The organism is Paenibacillus massiliensis subsp. panacisoli DSM 21345 (assembly GCF_000426545.1).
GTDB classification, from domain to species: domain Bacteria; phylum Bacillota; class Bacilli; order Paenibacillales; family Paenibacillaceae; genus Paenibacillus; species Paenibacillus panacisoli.
Map to the genome: position 1 here is coordinate 138,457 of NZ_AUFO01000009.1, position 22,659 is coordinate 161,115.

The following is a 22,659-nucleotide window of genomic DNA, read 5'->3' on the forward strand; positions in this document are numbered from 1 at the left end:
GTGTCTTTGTAGCCCAAGATCCTAGCTAAGACTCGTGGCGTGATTCATCACAGGCTGAGCATTCCCCGGGATAACTATCCCCTATCCTCTCTTAGCCGTGCGCCTGTAAGCTTATACCTAGTTGGACTTCGGTAGCTGGAAGGAGCTCTTCAGCGACACGACCCGGTTGAATACAGGACGCCCAGGCTCGGATAGCTTAGGGTCCACATTGAAATAACCATGGCGGAAAAATTGGAACTTATCCTGTGCTTGTGCTTCCTTCATATTCGGCTCCACATAACCGTGCATAATTTGAAGCGAATTCGGGTTCAGCTCGTCCAGGAACGTCTTCTCCTCGCCGGATTCTTCGACGATCTCCTCTTCCTCTACCAACTTTTCTTCAGCCTTAACCAGCGGCTCATAGAGACGGAATTCAGCTGGTACTGCCTGAGTGGCCTCTACCCAGTGAATAGTCCCTTTCACCTTACGTCCAGTGAAGCCTGTACCACTCTTCGTCTCAGGATCGTACGTACAATGAAGCTCAATCACCTTGCCGTCCGCATCCTTGATGACGTCATTGCACTTGATGAAATAAGCATGCTTCAGACGAACCTCGTTGCCCGGGAATAGACGGAAGTACTTGCTAGGAGGGTCTTCCATGAAATCCTCACGCTCGATATAGATTTCACGAGAGAATGGGATCTGACGAACTCCCATCTCTGGATTCTCGCTGTTGTTCTCAGCCTCCAGCATCTCAACCTGTCCCTCAGGGTAATTGGTGATGACAACCTTGAGCGGGTCAATAACCGCCATTGTACGAGGGGACTTCAGCTTCAGATCCTCACGTACGAAATGCTCTAGCACCTGCAGGTCAATTTGCCCGTACGCCTTCGAGATCCCTGTCTCATACACAAAATCACGAATAGCCTCTGGCGTATAGCCACGACGCCGCAACCCGGAGATCGTCGGCATTCTTGGGTCATCCCAGCCATCGACATGACCTTCGTCGACGAGCAGCTTCAGCTTGCGCTTGCTGGTAACCGTCTGGGCCAGGTTCAGGCGACCGAACTCGTATTGACGAGGTACATTCTCCATCTCGCACTCCGCTACGACCCAGTCGTAGAACGGACGCTGATCCTCGAACTCCAGAGAGCACAGCGAGTGCGTAATACCTTCGATCGCATCCTCAAGCGGGTGAGCATAAGCATACATCGGGTAAATGCACCACTGATCTCCGGTATTGTGATGATGAGTATGGGATATACGGTAAATAACCGGATCACGCAGGTTGATATTCGGTGAAGCCATATCAATCTTCGCGCGCAGCACCTTCTCACCATTCGCATACTTGCCTTCACGCATCTCGGCAAAGAGCTGCAGATTCTCTTCCACAGAACGATCACGATACGGGCTGTTCGTCCCTGGCTCTGTCAGTGTTCCGCGTGTCTCGCGAATCTGATCAGCCGTCTGATCGTCCACGAAGGCTTTGCCTTTGCGAATGAGTAATTGGGCCCGCTTGTACATTTCTTCGAAGTAATCTGAGGCATAGAATTTAGCCTCCCATTCATAGCCGAGCCACTTGATATCCTTCTGGATCGACTGAACGTACTCTATATCCTCTTTGGCAGGATTCGTATCATCGAACCGCAGATGGGTGCGGCCACCGAATTCGTCAGCCAGCGTGAAATCAATCCAGATCGCTTTGGCATGACCAATATGCAAATAACCGTTAGGCTCTGGAGGGAAACGGGTAACGACTTCCTTTACCTTGCCACTACGAATATCTTCCTCAATAACCGCCTTGATAAAATTCGGGGGAGTGCTTGGCTTCTCCACACGTATCAACCTTTCTCTACATAAAATCAGCTTTGAACATGAGAGTCCTATCCTGAGTTTCCAACTCGTTACTCTTAAATATACCTTTTCCTGCCGGATAGATCAATGTATTCGGTCTTGGCCTGCACAAAGCTTGATGCCAGCCACAATTTCCCCGCCAAAAGTTAAAAAGAGTTAACGACTTCTGTTCCACTTTTCTATATAGTGTAACTATATCTAGCCTACGATGTGTAGCTAACATAACGTAATCTAAAATGACAGATCTACATCATGAAAGGAGTCGGGTTATGCTCAGCTTTATAGTCGCCCTCGTATGGTCCGTCATGATCTCATCGGACGACCCGATCCAAGCCATCGCACAGATGCAGCCAAGGCAGCTGCATGCTGTTGCTTCAGAGGATTCATCTGTCAAGCTCTTCCGCGGTCCTGCTAAGCAGGGGGTGTTTCAGCGTGTCACACTACAGAGCGGGCAGCGCTCAGCTCAGTATGCTTGGACAGGCTCTGCCCAGCCTACTGCGGAGCCTCAACTCTTTCTGGAGGATGTCACAGGCGACGGACAACCGGAGATTATTGCCATTCTTACGCAAATATCCGGGACAGGAGTCGAGGTACAGCAGATTCATGTAGTTGATCCACATACGATGATGGAATATCCGGTGGAAATGGCACAGGAAGCTATCGAGCAACGGGTACAGACCCAGGTCAATGTGGGCGAGGTTACCGTTCAGTGGGATATCGAAATTGACGGTCAGAACTACAGCTCCACCCGTGATCGTTCTGATTTCTATGCCGATCCGTCCTTATTCTCGGACACGATTAATTTTCACTCCTATCAGATCTATTCTACGTCTCCTCAGAAGCTGACACTCCACGCCTCTGGGCACATTTTCCCATCGGAGTATGTCGCCGACCTTGAGATAGATTACGATTACGTTGATAGGGGATTTCAGGTAGGTCAAATTCGGCTAGTGCCGTAGTCTTTTGACGAGTATGACGGAATCATGTAGCATAACTATAGATGAGCCGCCGCACTGGATCACAGGCTACTTCAGGATAGAAAGAGGGTATCCATTATGTTTACATACGCGCTGGACGAGCGAACATATCTGAAGCCGCTTGCGCGCGAGGACGTTCAACCCCTATTCGAATTGACCGAGCTGTCACGTGAGCGTCTTCGACAGTGGCTTCCCTGGGTAGATCATACCACCGAGATAAGTCATACCGAGCAGTATGTGCAGGGGGCTCTGCAGATGGCCGCCGAGAAGGGCGCCATTACCGCTGGAATATGGATTGACAGGGAATTAGCTGGCATCATTTCTTACCACGCAATCAATTGGGAGCACCGTTCAGTTAGCATTGGCTACTGGCTGGGGCATGGATATGAGGGACAAGGCATCATGACGAATGCCTGTCGTGTGTTCGTAGATCACGCCTTGGTAGAGCTTGATTTGCACCGGGTCGAGATTCGCTGCGCTACCGCCAACCGGCGTAGCCGTGGAATTCCGGAACGACTGGGATTTGTGCTGGAAGGGATTATTCGCGAAGCAGAGAAGCTGCCGCAGGGTTATGTGAATCATGCCGTATATGGCATGCTCCAATCCGAGTGGAAGCAACTGCGATAAGAACCTGGATGCAGTGCAGCGCGCTCTTCATTTTATAAGAGGAATATTGCGTATAGTATCTTTTAAGCCATCACCTGGGTTCAGATGTGAGCATAGAGCACTACTCTTCCCAGTACCATAGGATGTTATTGAAAAAGGTATGCTGACTGTTACACGTCAGCATACCTTTTTGGGGATCAAGCTTAACTTCTAATATAAAGCTCAAACTTCCATCAAGCTCTTTTTAGGATACTTCCCATCTATTGCTCGCCATAGGACATAGGATACTTCCCACCTGGTTTAAGCCCATAGGGCAGGGCAATTATTGTGCCATCTAATTGGTCATCTCCTCAACAGCGGAGCTTGTTCAGTTAGTTGCCTCTACTCCTAACGACTGCAATACATCGTCCACAATGCCCTCATTAGCAAGGATACCGGAATATAGCCAGCTTCGCTCCTTTGGCATCGTATATACATGTCCTGCCTTGACCGCCGGCAAAGATAGCCATATTGAGCGTTTTAATGCTTCTGCAGTGCCTGCACCCTCGCTGTTCACCAGGAAGATATGATCGGCATCCAGCTCTGCGAGCTTCTCCAGAGATACAGGCATCCAGTTCGCTCCTGTGCTCTCTAGCTCTTGCGCCAGATTTGGCTTGGTGATCCCCAGATCCTGATACAGCACCGTTCCGCTGGATCTGCCTGGATCAACCATGTATACATTCTTCTCCGTTACCCATAGCACTATAGCGGATTCGTCTCCAATCGCTGCATGGATCTGCTCCTTCGCTCCCTGAAGCTTACGATCATATTCCTCCAGACGCTGTTCAGCCTCTGCCTTCTTGTTCAACAGCTCTCCGACCTTGAGGAAGGCCTTCCGCCAATCCCCAGTCTCCTCTTCACTCAATACATAGGTTGGAGCAATGGCATGATACTGCTCATAGAGCCCCTTCTCAACGGAGGCCGCATTTTCCACAATGATCAGATCAGGCTGGAAAGAAGCAACCTGCTCTGGTGGCAGCTTACTATCAATTAATGGAACATCCCCCAAGGCATCCTGCAAGTAATCCTGCTTCGAAGTTGAATGTGCGGACCATTGTGCTACTGGAGTCACACCCAGCGCAGCCAGATGATCTTCCAGGTATGAGGCTAGTACACGCTCTGGCTTCGCAGGAATCATGACTTCATGTCCCATCCCGTCTACTACAGCCCTGTCTTGCTCTTGTATCTGCTCCTGCGCCTGTTCTCTTGTATCCGTGGTGCCTGTGCTCGCTGCCTGACCACAAGCTGACAGCAATAGAATGATCACCAGACTCATCATCGCCTGCACCCAGCGCATACGGCGTGTTCCAGTTCTACTTGCCATAATTACGTTCCTCATTTCCATCCATAAAGTTTAGTACAATATAGATGGTAATGATTATCATTCTCTATGTCAATAATAGCCGAAGCAAGTGTGCCTCGACTATCATCTGTTTTTTGCTAGATGCAACTACTAGCGCCTATTTCACCCTCCAGATTCAGGTCTATACTCTCCCTGCATTTCGCCTAATAACGTATCGAAGCAATTCTCTGCATCCGTTTACAATTATGAGCCTTCTTGCCAGGTGATCCGGGAATAGATGCCATCTAGGTAATACGCCATCAGAATATCGTCTACGTATTGTCCTTCAATATAGAACTCCCCGAAGAGACGCCCCTCTTCCACAAATCCACACTTCTGATAAAAGCTAAGCGCACTGATGTTGCTGGAGAGGACGCGTAGACTAATCTTCTTAACTCCACGCTGAGCAGCCAGCTCCAACAAAGCCTTCATTAACGCTGAAGCAATTCCTTGCCGCTGATATCGGGGATGCACAGCAATATTAATCTCTAATACATGACTGTTGCTTGCCAGAAGGGTCGGAGGACGAAAGCCTACATAACCGCACAAGGTCTCATCCTGCACAGCTACAAGCTGAGTTCCCGGAGGAGTATGCCGGAGATATTCTCCACGTGTCTTCCAAGACAATGAGGCCGGTGCTGTCCGTTCATTCCACACAAGCTCATCAAGTGCCATCAGCCCGGGAGCGTCCTTGATTTCTGAATCTCTTACAATAATCGATTGTCCTATAGACACGTCATTTCCAACCCTTCACATAAATGCTGTAGCTTTTTTTCCATTCATTGTAACACAACAAAAGGAGAAGCACATCGGCTCCTCCTTCCAGTTCAAGCAACAACTGTACAAGAATCGCAAGTTGTTTGTGCACGTATTCCATATTCCATTTAATCACAAACCAGCTGTGCTTAATCACTTGTTCTTGCCGCTTGTACTACTGCTTATATTACCACTTGCAGTACCGCTTATGTTGCCAGATGATCCTACTATATGTTACTACATATCCTTAGGATGAGCTGCCTGCCTGAATCTCTCCTGTCCGCGGAGCATGTAGGTCTACTACAGCCCGGTTGCGGTTCAGCCAGCCATGCAGGAGGAAGAACAGCACGCATAGTACAGCTGTTCCAGCAGCCAGCCATACAGTAGGGTCAAGACCTCCATGGTCATACAGTCCTCCCATCATGAAAGGACCCAATACCCGTCCAGCGGCACCAATACCACCAACTAGGCCCATGTAGAAAGGCGCCCCTCTTCCCCCGTGATCAGACAGGAAAGCCGGTATAGCAGGTGCAACCAACATCTCACCCAATGTGGCGAATACCATCGCAGCCACCATGCCTGGGTAATGCCCTGTACAGAGAATGACAATATAGGCTGACAGGTAGAATGCTCCGCTAAGCGTAAGCTGGCGGGACGTGGTACCTGCCCAGGTTCGCTTGATCCAGGAGAGAAGCGGCTGGGCAGCGAAGATCAATATTCCGTTGAGCGTCCATAGCAAGCCATATAGACTCTTCGGCAGTCCTTCCTCAATGATGAAAGGTGACACTCCTGTATTCCAGACGGAATTCCCCAGCCACAGGAACATCGCGCCTACACCTACATACATATAGATCCGTACATCCCGTAATAGCAGTGCTACAGGGGCATCCGTTGTATGTCTAAGCTTCTTCCCACCGGCCTGTACTTGTCCTTCCATATGATCGATCCGGCTCAGGTACACAAGGAAAAACAAGGCAAAGACTGCGGAGGTCACTCCGTTCAGAATAAAGCTCAGGTGATAGGAGACGTCCGCCAGCACGCCGCTCAGGGCTGTACCGACAGCAACACCGATATTGTTCGCTACATAAATTACATTGAACAGCTCTCCACGTCGGTCAGCGAATCGGAATCCAATGAACGCCTGAATGGCGGGAAACGACATCGCATTAAAGAAGCCGACGAAGCCCATCATCACGACAAATAACGACCAGGTCGTTGTGGTAAAGGGCAGCATGAGCAAGGAGACAGCATTCAGTGCCTGCGAGCCGACGATCAGCCGCTTGACGCCCAGTCGATGATACATGGAACCACCCAGCAATTGCCCGAAGATCCCTCCGAGGGACATGATCAGGATCACAGTGCCTGCATCCGTCATACTACGATCAAGCTCATCAAATACATACATGGACACTAGTGGCCACATGAGAGAGCCACCCAGTGAACTCACTAGACTGGCGATCAGGAAAATTTTGATTTCTGTGGGGTACTTCATCAGGGCATGCATAGGTATAGGTTTCTCCTGGGCTTTAAGTTGTAAAATCACATTCACGTATTGTATCACAGACCAGGAATCTCGTACATACGTTCCCTCACAAATTCTGTAAACCGGCAAGCCAGATCATATCCTCCAGGACACAAGATACCCACACTTCTTCTTAATGCCTGCTTCTTCTTTGACAACTGCAGTGAACCTTTGACACACCTTGAGCGAAGATAAGGGTGAAAGCACGTTGCGCAACGGCTCTGTAATCATGAATGGAGGTAAGACACATGAAATTAAAATCCACAAAAATCATTGTAGCTTTGACTGCCGCTAGTCTATTTGCAGGATCAAGCATGATTGCATCGTTGCCAGCCTCGGCTGCGAATACCAGCCTGCTGAACTATACGCCATCCAGCTTGGCATTGGCAGCATCAGCAACGAAGATCAAGGTATTCAAGCCAGATCAGCCCATAATCGACTCTGCAATACAGGCACTTAGAAATCTTACAGGCAACACCTATTCCATCGGAAATACCTCCCTTGTTAAGATCAACGGCGAGCAAATATGGGACCTGAGTGTAAAGGGCGTAGATTACTCCCAAATACTCATGAAAGGTACTGAGGTACAAGGTATAAAAATCGAACAGCCATGGGATGAACTCAAAGAGTCTTATAAACAGCAGGTTCAGAAGGTCATGATGAATACACTTGGGTCACAGATAACACCGACATCTGTCGATGTATCCATAACCTATGATAAGCGGCAGGATCATATTGGCAAGACACAGCTCTACATCCGGTCCAATGAGCACATACTCATCATTCACGATGGAGAGCTTACCAGACATATTCAAATCCTGACGAATGCTTCCATCGCTTCTGCAGTCCTCAAGACTGCACAAGATGTATTCAAAGGGTGGGAGGGTGTTAAGCAGGGTGAACTCCAGCGAAGCTTGTCCTGGCTCACTCGTGAAGGAGACAAGGAGGTCTATAAGCTCGCCTTTGGCAGTGGTAATAGCCCTGCATTTATCGACATTGACAAGGCAACGGGGACCATTCTGAAGGTGCAGGCTGGAGAGCTGGAGGGATCACAAGAAGCTTACCTTCAGTCGTTGGATAAGCTCAATAGCATTAGCGAGGCCCAGCTACTGAAGCAAGCCATCAAGCAAGCACCCGCTTTACTTCAGCTTGACTTGAACGGCTATACAGCGAAGAAGGACCCTAAGATGACAGCCATTGTCCACTTCACCAAGCCAGGAGCTCCCAAGATCACTGGTCAATACAATGCGAGTGGTCAGTTCTATACGATGGAACGAGCTCAATAACAGATTCCATAAGGAGGACTTCATATGCGCTACATTACTAAAAAAATCATCGTATCTCTAACAGCCGCAGGATTGCTTATAGGCACCCCGTTGTCCGCTATACTCCCAGGATCGAACGCACAGGCTGCTGCAAAATCAGCTTCTGCCACCAAACAGAGCAAGCCTAGCAAGGCTATTGTCACCGCTGCCGAGAAGGCTCTGAAGGATTTCACCGGCCGTTCCTATTCCATCGGCGAGGCTTCCCAGGCCAAGATCAATGGCGAAATGCTGTGGGATCTAAGAGTCAAAGGAGTTGAATTCTCACAGGTTTTTATGAAAGATAGCAAAGTACGTAGTATAAAAATAGAGCAAAAGTGGAGCGAACTAAAGCCAGCCTATCAACAACAAATCCAGCAAGTCATGAAACAAGCTTTAGTGGAGTTCAAGACGCCGGATTCGGTATCCCTATCCATCGATCATTCGAATCAGAAGAATAAGGGCGAAATCCAGATATACGTCAGATCTGGGGATCATATCATCATTATTCATAACGGCAAACTAACCCGACATACTCAAATTCTGACGAATACTAGCATCGACCCGGCTATACTTGAGAAGGTCCAAGGTATATTCAAGGGATGGAGTGGTGTCAAGCAGGGAGAGCTTCAGCGAAGTCAATCCTCGCTGACTCGCGAAGGAGACAAGGAGGTCTATAAGCTCGCCTTTGGCAGCGGTAACAACCCGGTATACATTGACATTAACAAAGCAACAGGAGTTATCCTGAAAGTCGATGCCCCTGAATTACAAGGTTCGCAGGAGGAATTTGTCCAATCGCTAAAAAAGCTCAATAGCATCAGCGAGGCCCAACTGCTAAAGCAAGCCATCAAGCAAGCACCTGCTTTACTTCAACTTGACTTGAACGGCTATACGGCGAAGAAGGACCCTAAGATGACAGGCATTGTCCACTTCACCAAGCCAGGAGCTCCGACAGTCTCTGGCCAGTACAATACGAATGGGGAGTTCTATATCATGGAACGTACGCAGTGACCTCCACTGGATAAAAACGAGAACACCCTATAGTGTGAGCTAAGGCCTAGCTTACACTGACAAGGCCCTCCTTAGAAATTCCTTATCCTAGAGTTCACTACGCAGGCTCATTTACTTCATAATACTGAACCTTATTCAAGAAACCGACGAATTATATATTATAGTGACGAATATAAGCGGAGGAGAAACACATTGAAGGAGCAGGAGCAATTCAGTATCTGGATTCGGAAGATCAAGGAGGGCGACCGGACAGCCTTTCGACATCTATATGAGACTACTGTTCATGATGTATATCGAACAGTAGTCTTTCTTACTACTCATCAGCAGGATATAGAAGACATTATGAATGAGATATACATCAAGGTGTGGGCTTCTATTGGTAATTATGATACGGACAGACCCTTTCGCCCCTGGCTTCACGGCTTGGTTATCCGGCAAGTCCAGGATTGGAGACGTAAGATGTGGCGAAAATTTCGAATCATAGAGAAACAAACACGGCTGGAGCTGACCCCGGAAGGGCCAAACACAGAACACGCTATTGTGTGCCAGGAGACAAGCCGTGAATTGCTTCAAGCTGTTCATTCCTTATCCTACAAGCTTCGCATTGTTATTTTGCTGCGATATTTCCATGATTATAGCCTCAACCAGATTGCTGAAGTACTAGACCTTCCGGTAGGAACTGTAAAATCTAGACACCATTCGGCACTGAAGCAGCTTCGAAGGCATTCCATTTGGTTAGAAACGGAAAGTGAGGAGAACGTGTATGTCCAAAAGCAATCATGAGTACCCGTCAAATTCTGCTCTCAGTTCCCTCAAAGAGCTGGAATGCCCACCGGAGCTGACTGAGAGGATCTGGCTCAACACACTGGCTCATGTGGATTCTACCGACATAACTCAACACCAAGCTGCAGAGGTCAGAAAAAAAGCTGGGTACAAACGCAATATATGGCGAGGCATGCTGGTGACAACTTCGGCTGCAGCCTCATTGCTGCTGATGTTGATTTTAGCAAGCTTATTTTCTCCATCTTTTGCACATGCGTTAAGCAAGCTCCCCGTAGTTGGAGGACTTCTTGCTGTGATGGATCATCTTGGTGTGCAGACCGCTGATGAGCAAGGACGGCTAACGGAGCCTGAGGTCAGTGATACACATGATGGCATCACCTTGCGAGTCCCGCAGGTTGCCTATGATGGTAGAGTGTTGATGTTCACCGTGATGCGTGAACCTCAATATGATGTGGATACTAGCAACCGTCAATCCTCAAGTGGAATATCTACTGCGGGTAATACGGATGTGGTCTCTAGTCTCCAAACGGATATTGAACACTATAGCTGGATGGTCAACGGGGAATCTCCAGACGCCCCTGGCCTGACAGCAAGCACGGGAGCCGATCCTAACGGTGTCTTATTCAAGACTCACAACTATACCAGGGCTCATCAATATAGCCAGAACATGCCGGAGGAATTCGAGCTTACAGTTCAGATCAGACTGAAAGGCGTAGACAAGCCTTACACGTTGAAATTTCCAGTTAAAAACAATATGGATCACTATGAACATACACTGAACATCGTCAAGGAGACATCCGAAGTCACGCTCACACTCCAGAAGATCACATTCACACCGCTTTCTACGAGCTACAACTTGATGCTACAGCATCATGCCCCTGAAAGCAGAGAGAAGTATCGACAGTTCATGCTAGACATCCAGGATGATCAAGGCAGACGGTTGGACTGGATTTCAGCATTTGGAGATTTCGAGGATGATAGGCATATGCAGGAATACTACCTATTATTATATGACCGATTCCAAGCTCCTCCAGCCTATATCGTGATCAAGCCATTTCTTACCGTCATGCAGGAGCCCTACACGAACAGTGGGCCCTTTGCAAGGGACGCCAATGGAGATATAAAGAAAATGTATTTGAAAGAGCTGGAGATGATCATTCCCATAGATTCAGATCAACTCCAAGGATTGTACGATAATAAAGAAGCCTCTGAATAAGAAAATTCCAAAAGGGGCTGTCTCATAAGTAGATTTTCAACAAAAGAAACAGCCCATATTTGTTCAAGAGGCAGTAAACAGACAACAAGGCCACGATTCTCCTGTTGTAGGAGTATCGCGGCCTTGCGTTTTTGGTCCACCGTGGCTTGCTTCAGCATATTTATGGGCAAGCGGAAGCCAACCGACCTCAAGCTTCACTTTTTCCATGTTCGTTTTCCGCTTAAACAGTGGAGAGGACGGACTGATTGTGGAAAAGCGGTAGCGGTCGCCTTGGTTTCCGGATTTTCACCGCTTAGGGGAATGAAAAAAATCTGGAGAGCACAGCGATTGAAACAACGGTCCGTTCGCGGAGCGTCCACTCAAGTGCACACGTTGATCTTACTCAAAAAAAGGAGGCGTCCCAGAAACCATTACATGGCTTTTGGGATAGCCCCTTTGACAGCTGCAAAGGTCTCTTCCTCCCTGACGACATCATGATGAAGCTGAGCAACCTGATCAGATCAGGAGCGGAGCGTGACTCCTTTACTTTTCGGCACAGCGCTCTTACGCTTCATGCTTATGGACCTCGACCAGAGTAGAGAAAAAGGTCGCTCCCTTCCCCATGTCGGCCAGTCGAGAGGAGGTCAGGTAATTAGCCCGTTGGCCAGCTTTCGTTCCCCACCAGAGTCCTTGACTGACGACTGTGCCTGGCAGCATGGCGTCCACTACTTTAGCACGCAGCTCATAGGTACCTCTGTCATTCCATACCCGAAGTAGGTCCCCGTCCACAATACGCCGAACTGCTGCATCCACAGGATGAAGCTGGAGCTGCGGCTCCTTCTCCAATTGCTGATGCTTGCCTACATTGCCGAAGCTCGAATTGAGGAAATTGTGGTTCGGTGGTGAAATGAACATGAGCGGATAACGCGTTGGCTGCTCTCGTTCCACTAGCTCCTCCGCCTGCTGCTTCAACCCACTTTGCTCCTGCTCTTGCTGCTGAGTCAGCTTCTCACCGTCGAAGCCCTCCACCAAAGGAATGTAGGTAGGCAAAGGAGGAAGGCCTGCAGCTTCCAAAGCTTGCGAATACAGCTCAATTTTGCCTGAAGGCGTGTTCAGACGATCTAAATATTCGGACTGCGCCGACATATCCAGCTTGACGAATCGCTGCTCCTGTAGCGCCTCCAGCGTCACTCCCTGCAAATACGGATTGTCCGGCTTGTTCAGCGCCCCCCGGATCATCTCCTCTGGGCTCTCCTCGAATGCCTCCGTATCAAATCCCATTGCCTTGCCCAGCAACGAGAACAGCTCAACATTCGTCTTACTCTCTCCCACTGGTGCAATGACTGGCTCCTGCAGTTGAATATAGTGATGCCAATAGGAAGCATATAGGTCTGTGCTTTCAAAGGAAGACGCTGCTGGCAGCACAATATCGGCATACTTGGCCGTATCTGTCATGAATAGCTCATGCACGACGGTGAACAGGTCCTCGCGCGCAAAGCCCTGTTGTACCCTTAGGGTATCTGGGGCTACGACCAGCGGATTACTGCAGTAGACGAACAAGGCGCGAATCGGGTGCTCCGTCTCAAGCAAGGCTTCCCCGATTCGATTCATATTAATTGCACGCGCGTCAGGATTCGGACGTAGCTCAGGACGCTCCAGTGCCACATCATTCATGGAATGGTAACCACCATTCCCCTTGAGTGCACCGCCCCCACGATTCAGCCATTGTCCCGTCAGTGCAGGCAGACAGGCAATAGTACGTACATTCATGCCCCCATTGTCATGATGCTGTGGACCATTTCCAATGTAAATGAAAGCGGCCTTGGAGGTACCATACAAATCTGCCAGGCGCATAATATCCTCAGTCGATACACCCGTAATACGGGCGACCCGTTCAGGTGTATAACTCCGAACATGCTCCCGTAGCTCCTCATGTCCTACGGTGTACTGTTCCATGAAATCCTGGTTCGTGTAGCCACGCTCGAACAGCAGGTGCATCAGACCGAGCGCCAAGGCCGTGTCTGTCCCCGGATAGAGTGGAATGAACCAGTCAGCCCATTGACCGGTACGATTGCGATGCACGTCGATGACTACGATCTTCGCACCTTTCTTCCTTGCCTTCTCGGCGAGAACCACCTGATGCATATTCGTACTGATCAGGTTGGCTCCCCAGATGATGATCAGCTCTGCTTGTTCGGTATCCTCTGGACTCACACCACCGTTGAAGCCCATTGTTGATTTCCAGCCAGCCGTGCCTGCCGAATTACAGATGGTCTGCTCCAATTGGCTGGCTCCCAGAGCGTTAAAGAATCGTCGATCCATTCCATCCACACTGAGCATGCCCATATTGCCATAGAAACTATATGGCAATATGGATTCGGACCCGTAATCGCGGGACAGCCCCTGGAAGCGGGTTGTGATCTCTGCTATAGCCTCATCCCAGCTAATGCGCTCGAATTGGCCACTGCCCTTAACGCCAACGCGCTTCATGGGATACTGTAGTCGCTCGGGGTGATAGACTCGCTCGGTCATATGCCGGACTTTATTACAAATGGCTCCCTTGGTGATCGGATGCTCAGGGTTGCCCGTTACCTTCACGATGCGTCCATTCTGCTTATGTAACAGCAAGCCACAGGTGTCAGGACAGTCCAGCGGACATACTGCCGGAAATATTCCATCTGTCTGCTCCTTCAAAGGCGTGAATGTCCCTTCGACCGCTTCGTTATCAACTGCATTACTCCCGAGTGCCGCTGTACGGTCTCCGTCCAAGTGCATATTCCGGGGCTCTGCATCCCCAACAATTTTGCTGCTCATCTCTGTGGCACTCCCTTCAGTCCTGTCCTACATCGAATTCCATTTTATCTATCATACTAAAAATTTGAAGTATCCACCAAAAATAAAAAATCCGACTGTTTCATTCATGAGTGTCTCTGGGTAATGAGAATCAAGGCAGCAAGAGGCGAGAGCACACTCCCTCTAATGCCATATCATGGACCACTCCCAAAAAAATTCGCCATGCCAAGTTTCGTTCCCCCGAACCTGGCATGGCGAATTTGTTGTTTGTAGAACATTTACTTTAGAAGGCTTGCTCTCAGCTATACAATTGATGCTGCTGTAAAAAGCGATTTGATGTGCTTCCGTACATCTAGCGGCTGTTATTGTTCACTTACTCTTTCCATCTATTGCTTCTATTCATGTACCTTGATACTGCTTCCATGCACCTTGATGTCACTTCCATGCAACTTAATTTTGCTCGCTATACTTGCTCGGCAGCCGCGGCGCCCTTCATCGGATGCTCTTCGACCGTAATTGCAGACGTGTGCGGTGTCTTTCGCAAGTACGCCATCCAATATGCCGCTGCTACGAATATGCTCCCTCCTGCTAAATTGCCAAGCCATACAGGGATGAAGTTCATAATATAGTCGCCCCAGGAATAATAGCCCTCGAAGATTGCTGCTGGAATCAGGAACATGTTAGCGACAACGTGCTGGAACCCAATCGCAACGAATGCCATTGTCGGGAACCAAATGCCCAGAATCTTGCCACTGATGGAATCCGTACTGTAAGACAGCCACACCGCAAGTGCTACCAACCAGTTACAGCCAATACCGGAGATGAAGGCTTGTAGGAAGCTATCGTGAATTTTGTGTCCGGCCATATCGACCAGCTTCTCCAGAAAGGCACCAGATCCTGTGAGGCCGAGCACATGCCCGAAGAAGTAAGCAACGAACAACGCTCCCACGAAATTACTGAGGGTAATGATGACAAGATTGCGCATCGCTTCACCTGTTGTAATTTTCCCCGCCATACGAGCCAGAGGCACTGCCATCATATTGCCTGTCAGCAGCTCTCCGCCCGCCAATAATACAAGCACCAGTCCGACTGGGAACACTGCTGCACCAATAAAGTTCGCAAAGCTACCCCAGGACGCAGGTGCACTCGCAATGACGCGAATATCGAGTAGGAAGCCAAGTGAAATGAACGCGCCTGCCAAAAATCCAAGAATAGCAGCTGTCTGCCAGGAATTGTGTGCCTTATGCATGCCGGTCTCTACGGTTTTGGCCGCGATCTGTGCCGGTTTATAGGTTGCCATAACTCTCTCTCCTTTTTAGCTTGCTTCTATAACTCCCAATTATTCATGTAATTCATTGTAAATGGTAAACAGGAGGGTTGTCGTGAAATAAATCACATGACATGAAAGTGAAGCATACGGCTTGATGCTTGAGAGCTGGAAACAGGCTGCCCTATAACTGAACAGCTCATCACTAGCATGTACAATACAAAAAAGCAGCCTCTATACGAAGCTGCTTCCATCCTGGCATTCAATCACGTTACTTGTTCACGTCCACACACTTAAACGTGAGTGAAGTGGCGCAAGCATATGATTAATTATATTCTTCTTTTTCGATTTGCTTCATGAACCAGCTGATACTTACTACGGATACAATAGCAATGACAATCATGAAAGTAATCCAGAACATTGCCATGGTAGGTCCCCCTTAACATGATTAATTACAAACCATTATACATCATAGTTAAGGGGTGAATTTTTGAAATTCATGACAAAGTAGTGAACAATATCATAGCCATCCACGCAGCGAATGTTATACAGTAATGGTTTCTCTAGCTTTTACAGCTGGTAAAGCCTGTAGCCCCGCTGTATTCAGGAAATTCCATGGTTTGTTATAGTGTGGCTGGAAGAAGAAGTCGATAAAGGCCAGCTGGTCTACGGTCATATGATTCTGAATGCATACGGACAAGGTATTGATGGACTGGGTCAAATCTACCTCCGACATCAGCTGGGCACCGACGATGCGGCGGCTAGCACGTTCGTATACAACCTTCAATAGCACTTTCTCTGCTGTCGGCATGAATTCCGGACGGTAGCTATCCTCAATCAAGACCGCTTCTACGTCTAGTCCCTCATCCACTGCAGCGGTCTCTGTCAGACCGGTACCTGCAATATTTTGCTCATATATTTTGATCCCGGAGGTGCCCTGTGTGCCCATATAAGGTATCGTAGGCTCCACCAGATTGCGCGCTACGAGTGTTCCCATACGTACTGCATTGGTTGCCAGTGGAATATAAGCATTCTTGCCTGTAGGGTTGTAATGAATAGCACAGCTATCACCTGCAGCGAACACATCTGGCTGGCTGCTCTGCATATATTTGTTGACGATAATTGCCCCGTTCGGAAGCATATCGACTTGGCCCTTCAGCAGATCTGTATTCGGACGGAAGCCAATGCACAAGATCACAAGGTCTGTCTCATACGCATCTTTGTCGGTGATAACCTTGCTTACTTTTCCTTGCTCACCTTCAAAACGCGTCACCGTCTGTCCGAGGGCCAGCTTGATTCCATGCTCCTCAAGGGAAGCCTCAATCCGATCTGTATAATCACTGTCCAGATACTTGTTGAGAATACGGTCCATACTGTCGATCAGTGTGACCTCTTTCCCGTTCATTTGGAATGCCTCTACAAGCTCAATCCCGATATACCCGGCTCCTACAACAGTAATGCGCTTGGCATCCTTGGCTTTCTCAATGATCGTATTGGAGTGATTGTAATTCTTCGATAACAGGATGTTATCGAGCTTGATGCCTTCCAGCTTCGGAATAATCGGCCACGAACCAGTTGTCACAATCAGTTTGTCATAGGTGTCCTCCAGCTCTTGACCTGTAGTCAGGTCACGCGCCTTCAGGCGTTTGCCTTGAGTATCCACCTCGGTTACCTCATGCAGCATCTTGGTTACGACTCCGAGCTCTGCGAGCTGCTGTGGCGACGAATAGAACAGCCCCTCAGGGTCCTTTACTACACCCCCTACATACAATGCAATTCCACACGATAGAAACGATATATTATCATTACGCTCATACACGGTAATTTGCGCGTCAGGGTATAGCTTTGCTGTGTTGACAATGGCTGCTGTGCCTGCGTGTGTACATCCGATAACTGCTACTTTCATGGTGGTTCCTCCTCGAAGTTGAATTCCTCTTGCATAGTCTGATTCGTTTGGCTTGGTTTATACAAATGCGCCATGTGATGATTTTCACTAATGATTGCGCGGTTGTGATTTAATTCACTTTATATTGGTATTATAGTGTGACTTTTTTCACATTGCAATAGATTTTCAGTTAGTTCATTGTTTGTTCACAATTTCACATTCTGTAGAACTGATAAAACTATGTTCCACAATTAGACCCAGCCTACGTGCAATTCGCTTAATATGGGCGATTTATCTCACAGTATGTGTGGCCAAGAATCATAACGTACAACAAAAAAACAAGCCTCAACCAAAATAGTGTCAGCTTGTCCAAGACATAGCACACTTCTGGTAAGGCTTGCTGATACACGCATGTTGCAAAGCTTACTGACTGTTGCTTATAGCAGTCCCTCGATCACAGATCTCATGGACTCAGGGGATTCCTTCGGCTCGAAGCGCGCAACAGGAGCACCACTGCGATCCACTACGAATTTGGTGAAATTCCACTGAATCTCACCCTCCGGTTGGTCCCCTGGCTGCTTTTGCTTCAAATATTGGAATAGCGGGGTGGTGTCCGGACCGTTCACTTCTACCTTCGCGAACACCGGGAAATTCACGCCGTAGTTCAATTTACAGAACTCTTCAGCTTGCTCACTCGTGCCCGGCTCCTGTCCACCAAATTGGTTGCAAGGAAATGCTAGTATAGTTAATCCTCTATCTTTGTATTCATCATATAGCTTCTGCAATTCACCGTACTGTGGAGTCAAGCCACATTCGCTGGCCGTATTGGCAATGATCAGAACCTTGCCTGCGTAGGTCTCCAGGGATTGCACCTGATTGGCAGGGGTTATTGCTTGAAATGAATGTACTGACATGTAGCTCATCCTCCTTATATGTTCAACTTTAGATCATATCTATCATACTCAATTTGGTTGGATAATCCAAATGTGTACTTGGGAGGCTGGCGATATGCCTATCCGGATTGGAGCATAATCTCCTGACGACGTTGTTCGCGCTGCGCCCGTGTTAGCTTGGGGCAAGAGTAGCAATACTCTCCTTCACCCGTCTTATAGTACTGGCAGCAAGAAGGCTTCATATACATCGTTGTCCCTGGATTATGCGGGTTATCCAACTCGACAAATCGAATACTGAAGGGGTTCCGTGTCCGTCCGAAGAGGGCTCCCTCCATTGTATGGGTTACATAGCCATAGTCTCGCTCCAGTCTGTCACGCTCCCCTTCCGTCTCTAGCATCGGTAAGACCTGATCTCGGAAATAGAGCAGCCCGAGTGGCATTTGTCCCCACAGCTGTCCGATGGGGGCGGATACCGCCTCAGCCAAATTCTCCAGAATGGGACGGATCGTATCCGAGAAGAAGGTGTTGAACTGCTCATCAGCCCAGCTATCACGTAGCTCCGGGTGCTCAGGGCCAGACTCCATATCATCTAGTGGCTGGAATTGCAGTGACGGATAACCGTCTGCATATTTCACATGAATGACGAGGTTGGATGGCGCCAGGTTGACCGTTCGATTCATGACCGACACCATATAATGCTGTGCCATCACCAGACCTCGCATATAACCGGCACAGTATACCCCTGCTGTCACAATATCATCGCAATCCATATGATCGAGGAACCGGTTAGCCAATAGCAGTGCCGCACCGGGATTGCTCAGATCTGAAGCTGGAACAGAGTAGACTGCCTGCTCCGGATGGGTAAATGTAATCTGGCCATAACGCGCGAGGAGCTCATAGTCCATCGGCTTCATTGTTGTATCGCCTTCTTTCTGCAGACGGCTGTCCATGCCGCCTGTCATTCAGACATCTAAGGTATCTGATCAAACATAACTCCACAACATCATAGTCTGCCGCTACATGTCTAAGCACATGCCTGTTATTCTACACAACCACGTACCTTCTTATCTCGCTCGCTACTGCAATCATCTTGTCTTGCTTTGCAGTGGTTGCACTGTAACTACAGCAGGCTAACAACGCATCAACGCACATTACAGACTTATCGCCCAGCAGCTACGCGAATCAGATGCTCTACTTGTTCTGCCGGAGCAGCTGCAGAATCAGAGGCTGTATTTACTGGTGTATGATGACCTGCCAGAGCATACGGGAGACACAGCGGTACGCCAGAACGCGGATCCGTCACAATGTCTGCCTCAATGCCGAATACATCCCGTAATACTTCACAAGTCATTACATCAGCAGGAGAACCGACAGCCTGTGCCTTACCTTTCTTAATAGCTATCATGTGGTTCGCATAACGAGCTGCATGATTCAGATCATGTACGACCATGACAATAGTCCGTTTCGCATCCGTATTCAAGTGCTCCAGCAGTTGCAGCACCTCTAGTTGGTGAGCCATATCGAGGAAGGTTGTAGGCTCATCCAGGAACAATATATCCGTCTCTTGGGCAAGCGCCATGGCAATCCATGCACGTTGACGTTGACCACCTGACAATTGGTCGATCGGGCGATCGTGGAATTCCGTCATCCCCGTCACCTCAACAGCCCACTCCACAATCTTACGGTCCTCCGCCTTCAGAGAACCAAAGCCCTTCTGGTACGGAAAGCGTCCATAGGATACCAGTTCAGTCACTGTAAGTCCTTCAGGTGCAGTCGGATTCTGCGGCAGAATGGCTAGTTGCTTGGCTACCTCCCGAGTTGACTGTTTATGGATGGATTTGCCGTCGAGCAGGACCGTTCCTCCCTTGGGCTGCATAATCCGGGCCATGGTCTTGAGAATAGTAGACTTGCCTGAGCCGTTTGCGCCGACCAATGCCGTAATTTTTCCTTGTGGAATTTCAATATTCAGATCCTCTACAATAAGACGCTCCTCATAGGCAATATTCAGACCGACAGTATTCAAACGGAACATGCTCATCATCCCTCTCAATTATGTGTACTATGCGAATCGTTATATGGACTGCTTGGACTGTTATCTAAGCTTCATTTCTACTAATAGCTAACTAGCCACGTGATCTTGCCAGCAAGTACAGGAAGTATGGTGCACCAATCACGGCTACCACAATACCTGTAGGTATTCCTGACGGTTGAATGACGGTTCGTGCAATGCTGTCCCCTACCAGCATGATTAACGCGCCCACAAGCGCGGATACGGGGATGAAATACAAGTGCCGTGGCCCGACAAGTCTACGTGCCACATGCGGTCCGATCAGACCAAGGAAGCTAATCCCTCCGCTCACCGAGACACAGGAGGCACTCAAAGCCACAGCGGCGATCAGCAGCACCAGACGTTCACGATTCAGACGGCTGCCAAGACCCACTGCAGTCTGATCTCCAAGCATGAATACATCCATCTGTCTGGCCTTCGTCAGCACAAACGGAATCAGAATCAATATCCATGGCAGCAGAGCGGCCACAAAGGTCCAATTTGTCCCCCATATACTGCCTGCCAGCCAGTTCGCTACAAAGTCATACTGTCTCTCGTCCAGTCTGATGACCAGCACCAGCATCGCAGCCTGAATGCCAGCCGCCATAGCAATACCAGCAAGCAGCAGTCTGGTCGTAGACAGACCCTTATGTCGGCGGTAGGCCAGCAAATATATAGACAATGCAGCTACCATCGAACCGACTATAGCGATGAACGGTAGCCGGAACGGCGAAGCGCCTGTACCCAGCGGATTCAAGGTGATGAATAGCGTCACCGCCAGACCAGCACCCGAGTTAATCCCGAGAATTCCCGGATCAGCAAGTCCATTGCGCGATACCCCCTGCAGGACAGCGCCCGCCACCGCTAAGCCGGCTCCGATCAATAAGCAGATGACAATGCGCGGCAGCCGGAATTCAAACAAAATGAGCGACTCCTTGCTGCTGCCCATACCGAACAACGTCCTCATGACCTGCAGCGGAGACAGCGCCGTGTAGCCGGTGTTCATGCTAATGACAAATACAATCACAATTAATATAAATAACAGCCCAGATACCTTGAGCAGCCTGGATTGACGACTGGAGCTCCACAGATTGGGTTCCATGCTAATCCCTCACCTCTTTTCGAATAAGATAGAGGAAGTAAGGGACACCAATTAGCGCAAGCATTGCTGCTGCAGGTGTCTCGTGATTGGGATGTACCAGACGTGCCGCAATGTCCGCCGCGACCATGAGCAGGGCTCCCAATACCGCAGAGCAGGGAATAATCCAGCGATAATCCTTACCGACCAGGAATCTGGCGATATGAGGAATGACCAGGCCAATAAAGCCTACGGCTCCGGCAATAGCTACAGATACACCAGCAAGCATCATGACCACAAGACATGCCAGCAGTTTGACAACACCTGTGCGCATACCCAGTCCAGACGCTACATCATCCCCCAGACTGAGCACCGTGATGGATCGAGATAAAAGCAAGGCCCCGACTAAGCCTAGCGCGATCCAGGGAAAGGTGTACATCAGCTGCTCCCAGCGTGTACCCGCTACACCCCCAGCGATCCAGAAATCAATATTCTGAGCGACTTTATTGATCAGTGCGATTCCCTGACTGAGACTATACAGGAGCACTGATATGGCAGAACCAGCCAATGCCATGCGTACAGGCGTGAGCCCACCCCTGGACAACTGTGAGATCCCAAAGACAAGGAATACCCCCAGGCCTGCTCCCAAAAAGGACATCAGCATCAATCCGTTAAATGTCAAAAACGGTAAAAAAGCAAATGAAATGGCCAATGCAAACCCTGCACCCGCATTAATACCGAGCAGACTTGGATCTGCCAGCGGATTACGCGTCATCCCTTGCATAATGGCTCCCGAGGCTGCGAAGGCAGCTCCTACCATCATGGCCGCAATCACACGGGGCAGACGTAAATCCCATACGATCTGGTGATCGGTGAGATCGGGATTAAAGGAGGTCAGGGCTTGAGCCACAATGGACAATGGGATCTTCCTGGCACCTACCGCAATCCCCACTGCCATCATCAGGACCAATGCTGCTATTCCAAGGGAAATGACAGCAATCGCAGTCCCTGGACGGGACCATATTCGGTTTTGCAGCTCTTCCTGCTTCATTGTGGTGCGATTCATGCTTAAGCCTCTTTCATTCCCATATCTTGATAATGGTTTCATGTAATCTTCATCTTCACTCTATTAAAGATACTGATAATCATTATCAAGTGTCAATAGCCACGGGCATTTTTTTGCATCCATTCTAGAGCTTCCCCGCTTTTTGCTAACCAGAAGCTTCCAGAGCATTCAAGCTTAAGCATATTTGGTCAAAACAATAGTATGCCTGTGTTCATCTGTTTTCTTATCCATACAAAAGAAGCCTCCTGCTCAAGGCAGAAGGCTC

At 49.0% G+C, this 22,659-nt stretch carries 18 protein-coding genes; 6 read left to right on the forward strand and 12 right to left on the reverse strand.

Annotated elements, in window-relative coordinates; translation table 11 throughout:
- Positions 1–117: 117 nt before the first annotated feature.
- A complete protein-coding gene (locus K331_RS0107325; RefSeq protein ID WP_028589770.1) occupies positions 118–1,815 on the reverse strand; it encodes a glutamine--tRNA ligase/YqeY domain fusion protein in 1,698 nt (565 codons plus the stop codon).
- Between the two features lie 287 nt (positions 1,816–2,102).
- Between K331_RS0107325 and K331_RS0107330 the strand changes: the two genes are divergently transcribed.
- Both K331_RS0107330 and K331_RS0107335 read left to right on the forward strand, forming a co-directional pair.
- Positions 2,103–2,792 carry a hypothetical protein gene (locus K331_RS0107330; protein ID WP_028589771.1) on the forward strand — a complete coding sequence of 230 codons (690 nt, stop codon included), beginning with the start codon at positions 2,103–2,105 and terminating at the stop codon, positions 2,790–2,792.
- Between the two features lie 96 nt (positions 2,793–2,888).
- Positions 2,889–3,437, forward strand: a complete 549-nt coding sequence (locus K331_RS0107335; protein WP_028589772.1) for a GNAT family N-acetyltransferase — start codon at positions 2,889–2,891, stop codon at positions 3,435–3,437.
- A 346-nt stretch (positions 3,438–3,783) separates the two neighbouring features.
- Here the strand turns inward: K331_RS0107335 and K331_RS0107340 are convergent, their stop codons facing one another.
- From K331_RS0107340 to K331_RS0107355, 3 genes are all read right to left on the reverse strand, one after another.
- Positions 3,784–4,779 (reverse strand): ABC transporter substrate-binding protein, encoded by a 996-nt coding sequence (locus K331_RS0107340; RefSeq protein WP_028589773.1) that lies wholly within the window; start codon positions 4,777–4,779, stop codon positions 3,784–3,786.
- 222 nt (positions 4,780–5,001) lie between these two features.
- Positions 5,002–5,532: a GNAT family N-acetyltransferase gene (locus K331_RS0107345; RefSeq protein WP_028589774.1), complete on the reverse strand. Its 531-nt coding sequence runs from the start codon at positions 5,530–5,532 to the stop codon at positions 5,002–5,004.
- Between the two features lie 268 nt (positions 5,533–5,800).
- Positions 5,801–7,057, reverse strand: coding sequence for an MFS transporter (locus K331_RS0107355; protein WP_028589775.1), 1,257 nt, complete (start codon positions 7,055–7,057; stop codon positions 5,801–5,803).
- A gap of 266 nt (positions 7,058–7,323) precedes the next feature.
- Here K331_RS0107355 and K331_RS0107360 point away from each other — a divergent pair, with 266 nt between their 5' ends.
- From K331_RS0107360 to K331_RS0107375, 4 genes are all read left to right on the forward strand, one after another.
- Positions 7,324–8,361: a hypothetical protein gene (locus K331_RS0107360; protein ID WP_028589776.1), complete on the forward strand. Its 1,038-nt coding sequence runs from the start codon at positions 7,324–7,326 to the stop codon at positions 8,359–8,361.
- A 24-nt stretch (positions 8,362–8,385) separates the two neighbouring features.
- Entirely contained in the window at positions 8,386–9,387 is a 1,002-nt protein-coding gene (locus tag K331_RS0107365) for a hypothetical protein (protein WP_028589777.1), read from the forward strand.
- 192 nt (positions 9,388–9,579) lie between these two features.
- Entirely contained in the window at positions 9,580–10,170 is a 591-nt protein-coding gene (locus K331_RS0107370) for a sigma-70 family RNA polymerase sigma factor (RefSeq protein ID WP_028589778.1), read from the forward strand.
- Positions 10,151–11,386: a DUF4179 domain-containing protein gene (locus tag K331_RS0107375; RefSeq protein ID WP_028589779.1), complete on the forward strand. Its 1,236-nt coding sequence runs from the start codon at positions 10,151–10,153 to the stop codon at positions 11,384–11,386. Before K331_RS0107370 ends, K331_RS0107375 begins: the two co-directional genes overlap by 20 nt.
- A gap of 543 nt (positions 11,387–11,929) precedes the next feature.
- Here K331_RS0107375 and K331_RS0107385 read toward each other — a convergent pair.
- The 8 genes from K331_RS0107385 to K331_RS0107425 form a co-directional block, all read right to left on the reverse strand.
- Positions 11,930–14,179: a molybdopterin-containing oxidoreductase family protein gene (locus K331_RS0107385; RefSeq protein ID WP_226383547.1), complete on the reverse strand. Its 2,250-nt coding sequence runs from the start codon at positions 14,177–14,179 to the stop codon at positions 11,930–11,932.
- Between the two features lie 442 nt (positions 14,180–14,621).
- Positions 14,622–15,458 carry a formate/nitrite transporter family protein gene (locus K331_RS0107390; RefSeq protein ID WP_028589782.1) on the reverse strand — a complete coding sequence of 279 codons (837 nt, stop codon included), beginning with the start codon at positions 15,456–15,458 and terminating at the stop codon, positions 14,622–14,624.
- A gap of 511 nt (positions 15,459–15,969) precedes the next feature.
- Entirely contained in the window at positions 15,970–17,331 is a 1,362-nt protein-coding gene (locus tag K331_RS0107400) for an FAD-dependent oxidoreductase (protein ID WP_028589783.1), read from the reverse strand.
- 416 nt (positions 17,332–17,747) lie between these two features.
- On the reverse strand, positions 17,748–18,224 hold the full coding sequence (locus tag K331_RS0107405) for a glutathione peroxidase (RefSeq protein ID WP_018884088.1): 477 nt from the start codon (positions 18,222–18,224) through the stop codon (positions 17,748–17,750).
- A 98-nt stretch (positions 18,225–18,322) separates the two neighbouring features.
- A complete protein-coding gene (locus K331_RS0107410; protein ID WP_028589784.1) occupies positions 18,323–19,117 on the reverse strand; it encodes a (2Fe-2S)-binding protein in 795 nt (264 codons plus the stop codon).
- A 245-nt stretch (positions 19,118–19,362) separates the two neighbouring features.
- Positions 19,363–20,235 (reverse strand): ABC transporter ATP-binding protein, encoded by an 873-nt coding sequence (locus tag K331_RS0107415; protein WP_028589785.1) that lies wholly within the window; start codon positions 20,233–20,235, stop codon positions 19,363–19,365.
- Between the two features lie 91 nt (positions 20,236–20,326).
- The gene (locus tag K331_RS0107420; RefSeq protein ID WP_028589786.1) at positions 20,327–21,352 is read right to left on the reverse strand and encodes a FecCD family ABC transporter permease; all 1,026 of its coding nucleotides are present in this window, start codon (positions 21,350–21,352) and stop codon (positions 20,327–20,329) included.
- A gap of 1 nt (position 21,353) precedes the next feature.
- Entirely contained in the window at positions 21,354–22,394 is a 1,041-nt protein-coding gene (locus K331_RS0107425; protein ID WP_028589787.1) for a FecCD family ABC transporter permease, read from the reverse strand.
- Positions 22,395–22,659 lie beyond the last annotated feature (265 nt).

Excerpts from the sequence above, each read along its gene's own strand:
- K331_RS0107420 (WP_028589786.1), bottom strand. The coding sequence starts at position 21,352 with ATGGAACCCAATCTGTGGAGCTCCAGTCGTCAATCCAGGCTGCTCAAG.
- K331_RS0107335 (WP_028589772.1), top strand. The coding sequence starts at position 2,889 with ATGTTTACATACGCGCTGGACGAGCGAACATATCTGAAGCCGCTTGCG.
- K331_RS0107360 (WP_028589776.1), top strand. The coding sequence starts at position 7,324 with ATGAAATTAAAATCCACAAAAATCATTGTAGCTTTGACTGCCGCTAGT.
- K331_RS0107375 (WP_028589779.1), top strand. The coding sequence starts at position 10,151 with ATGTCCAAAAGCAATCATGAGTACCCGTCAAATTCTGCTCTCAGTTCC.
- K331_RS0107410 (WP_028589784.1), bottom strand. The coding sequence starts at position 19,117 with ATGAAGCCGATGGACTATGAGCTCCTCGCGCGTTATGGCCAGATTACA.
- K331_RS0107400 (WP_028589783.1), bottom strand. The coding sequence starts at position 17,331 with ATGAAAGTAGCAGTTATCGGATGTACACACGCAGGCACAGCAGCCATT.
- K331_RS0107340 (WP_028589773.1), bottom strand. The coding sequence starts at position 4,779 with ATGGCAAGTAGAACTGGAACACGCCGTATGCGCTGGGTGCAGGCGATG.
- K331_RS0107425 (WP_028589787.1), bottom strand. The coding sequence starts at position 22,394 with ATGAATCGCACCACAATGAAGCAGGAAGAGCTGCAAAACCGAATATGG.
- K331_RS0107330 (WP_028589771.1), top strand. The coding sequence starts at position 2,103 with ATGCTCAGCTTTATAGTCGCCCTCGTATGGTCCGTCATGATCTCATCG.
- K331_RS0107385 (WP_226383547.1), bottom strand. The coding sequence starts at position 14,179 with ATGAGCAGCAAAATTGTTGGGGATGCAGAGCCCCGGAATATGCACTTG.
- K331_RS0107390 (WP_028589782.1), bottom strand. The coding sequence starts at position 15,458 with ATGGCAACCTATAAACCGGCACAGATCGCGGCCAAAACCGTAGAGACC.
- K331_RS0107365 (WP_028589777.1), top strand. The coding sequence starts at position 8,386 with ATGCGCTACATTACTAAAAAAATCATCGTATCTCTAACAGCCGCAGGA.
- K331_RS0107405 (WP_018884088.1), bottom strand. The coding sequence starts at position 18,224 with ATGTCAGTACATTCATTTCAAGCAATAACCCCTGCCAATCAGGTGCAA.
- K331_RS0107415 (WP_028589785.1), bottom strand. The coding sequence starts at position 20,235 with ATGTTCCGTTTGAATACTGTCGGTCTGAATATTGCCTATGAGGAGCGT.
- K331_RS0107355 (WP_028589775.1), bottom strand. The coding sequence starts at position 7,057 with ATGCATGCCCTGATGAAGTACCCCACAGAAATCAAAATTTTCCTGATC.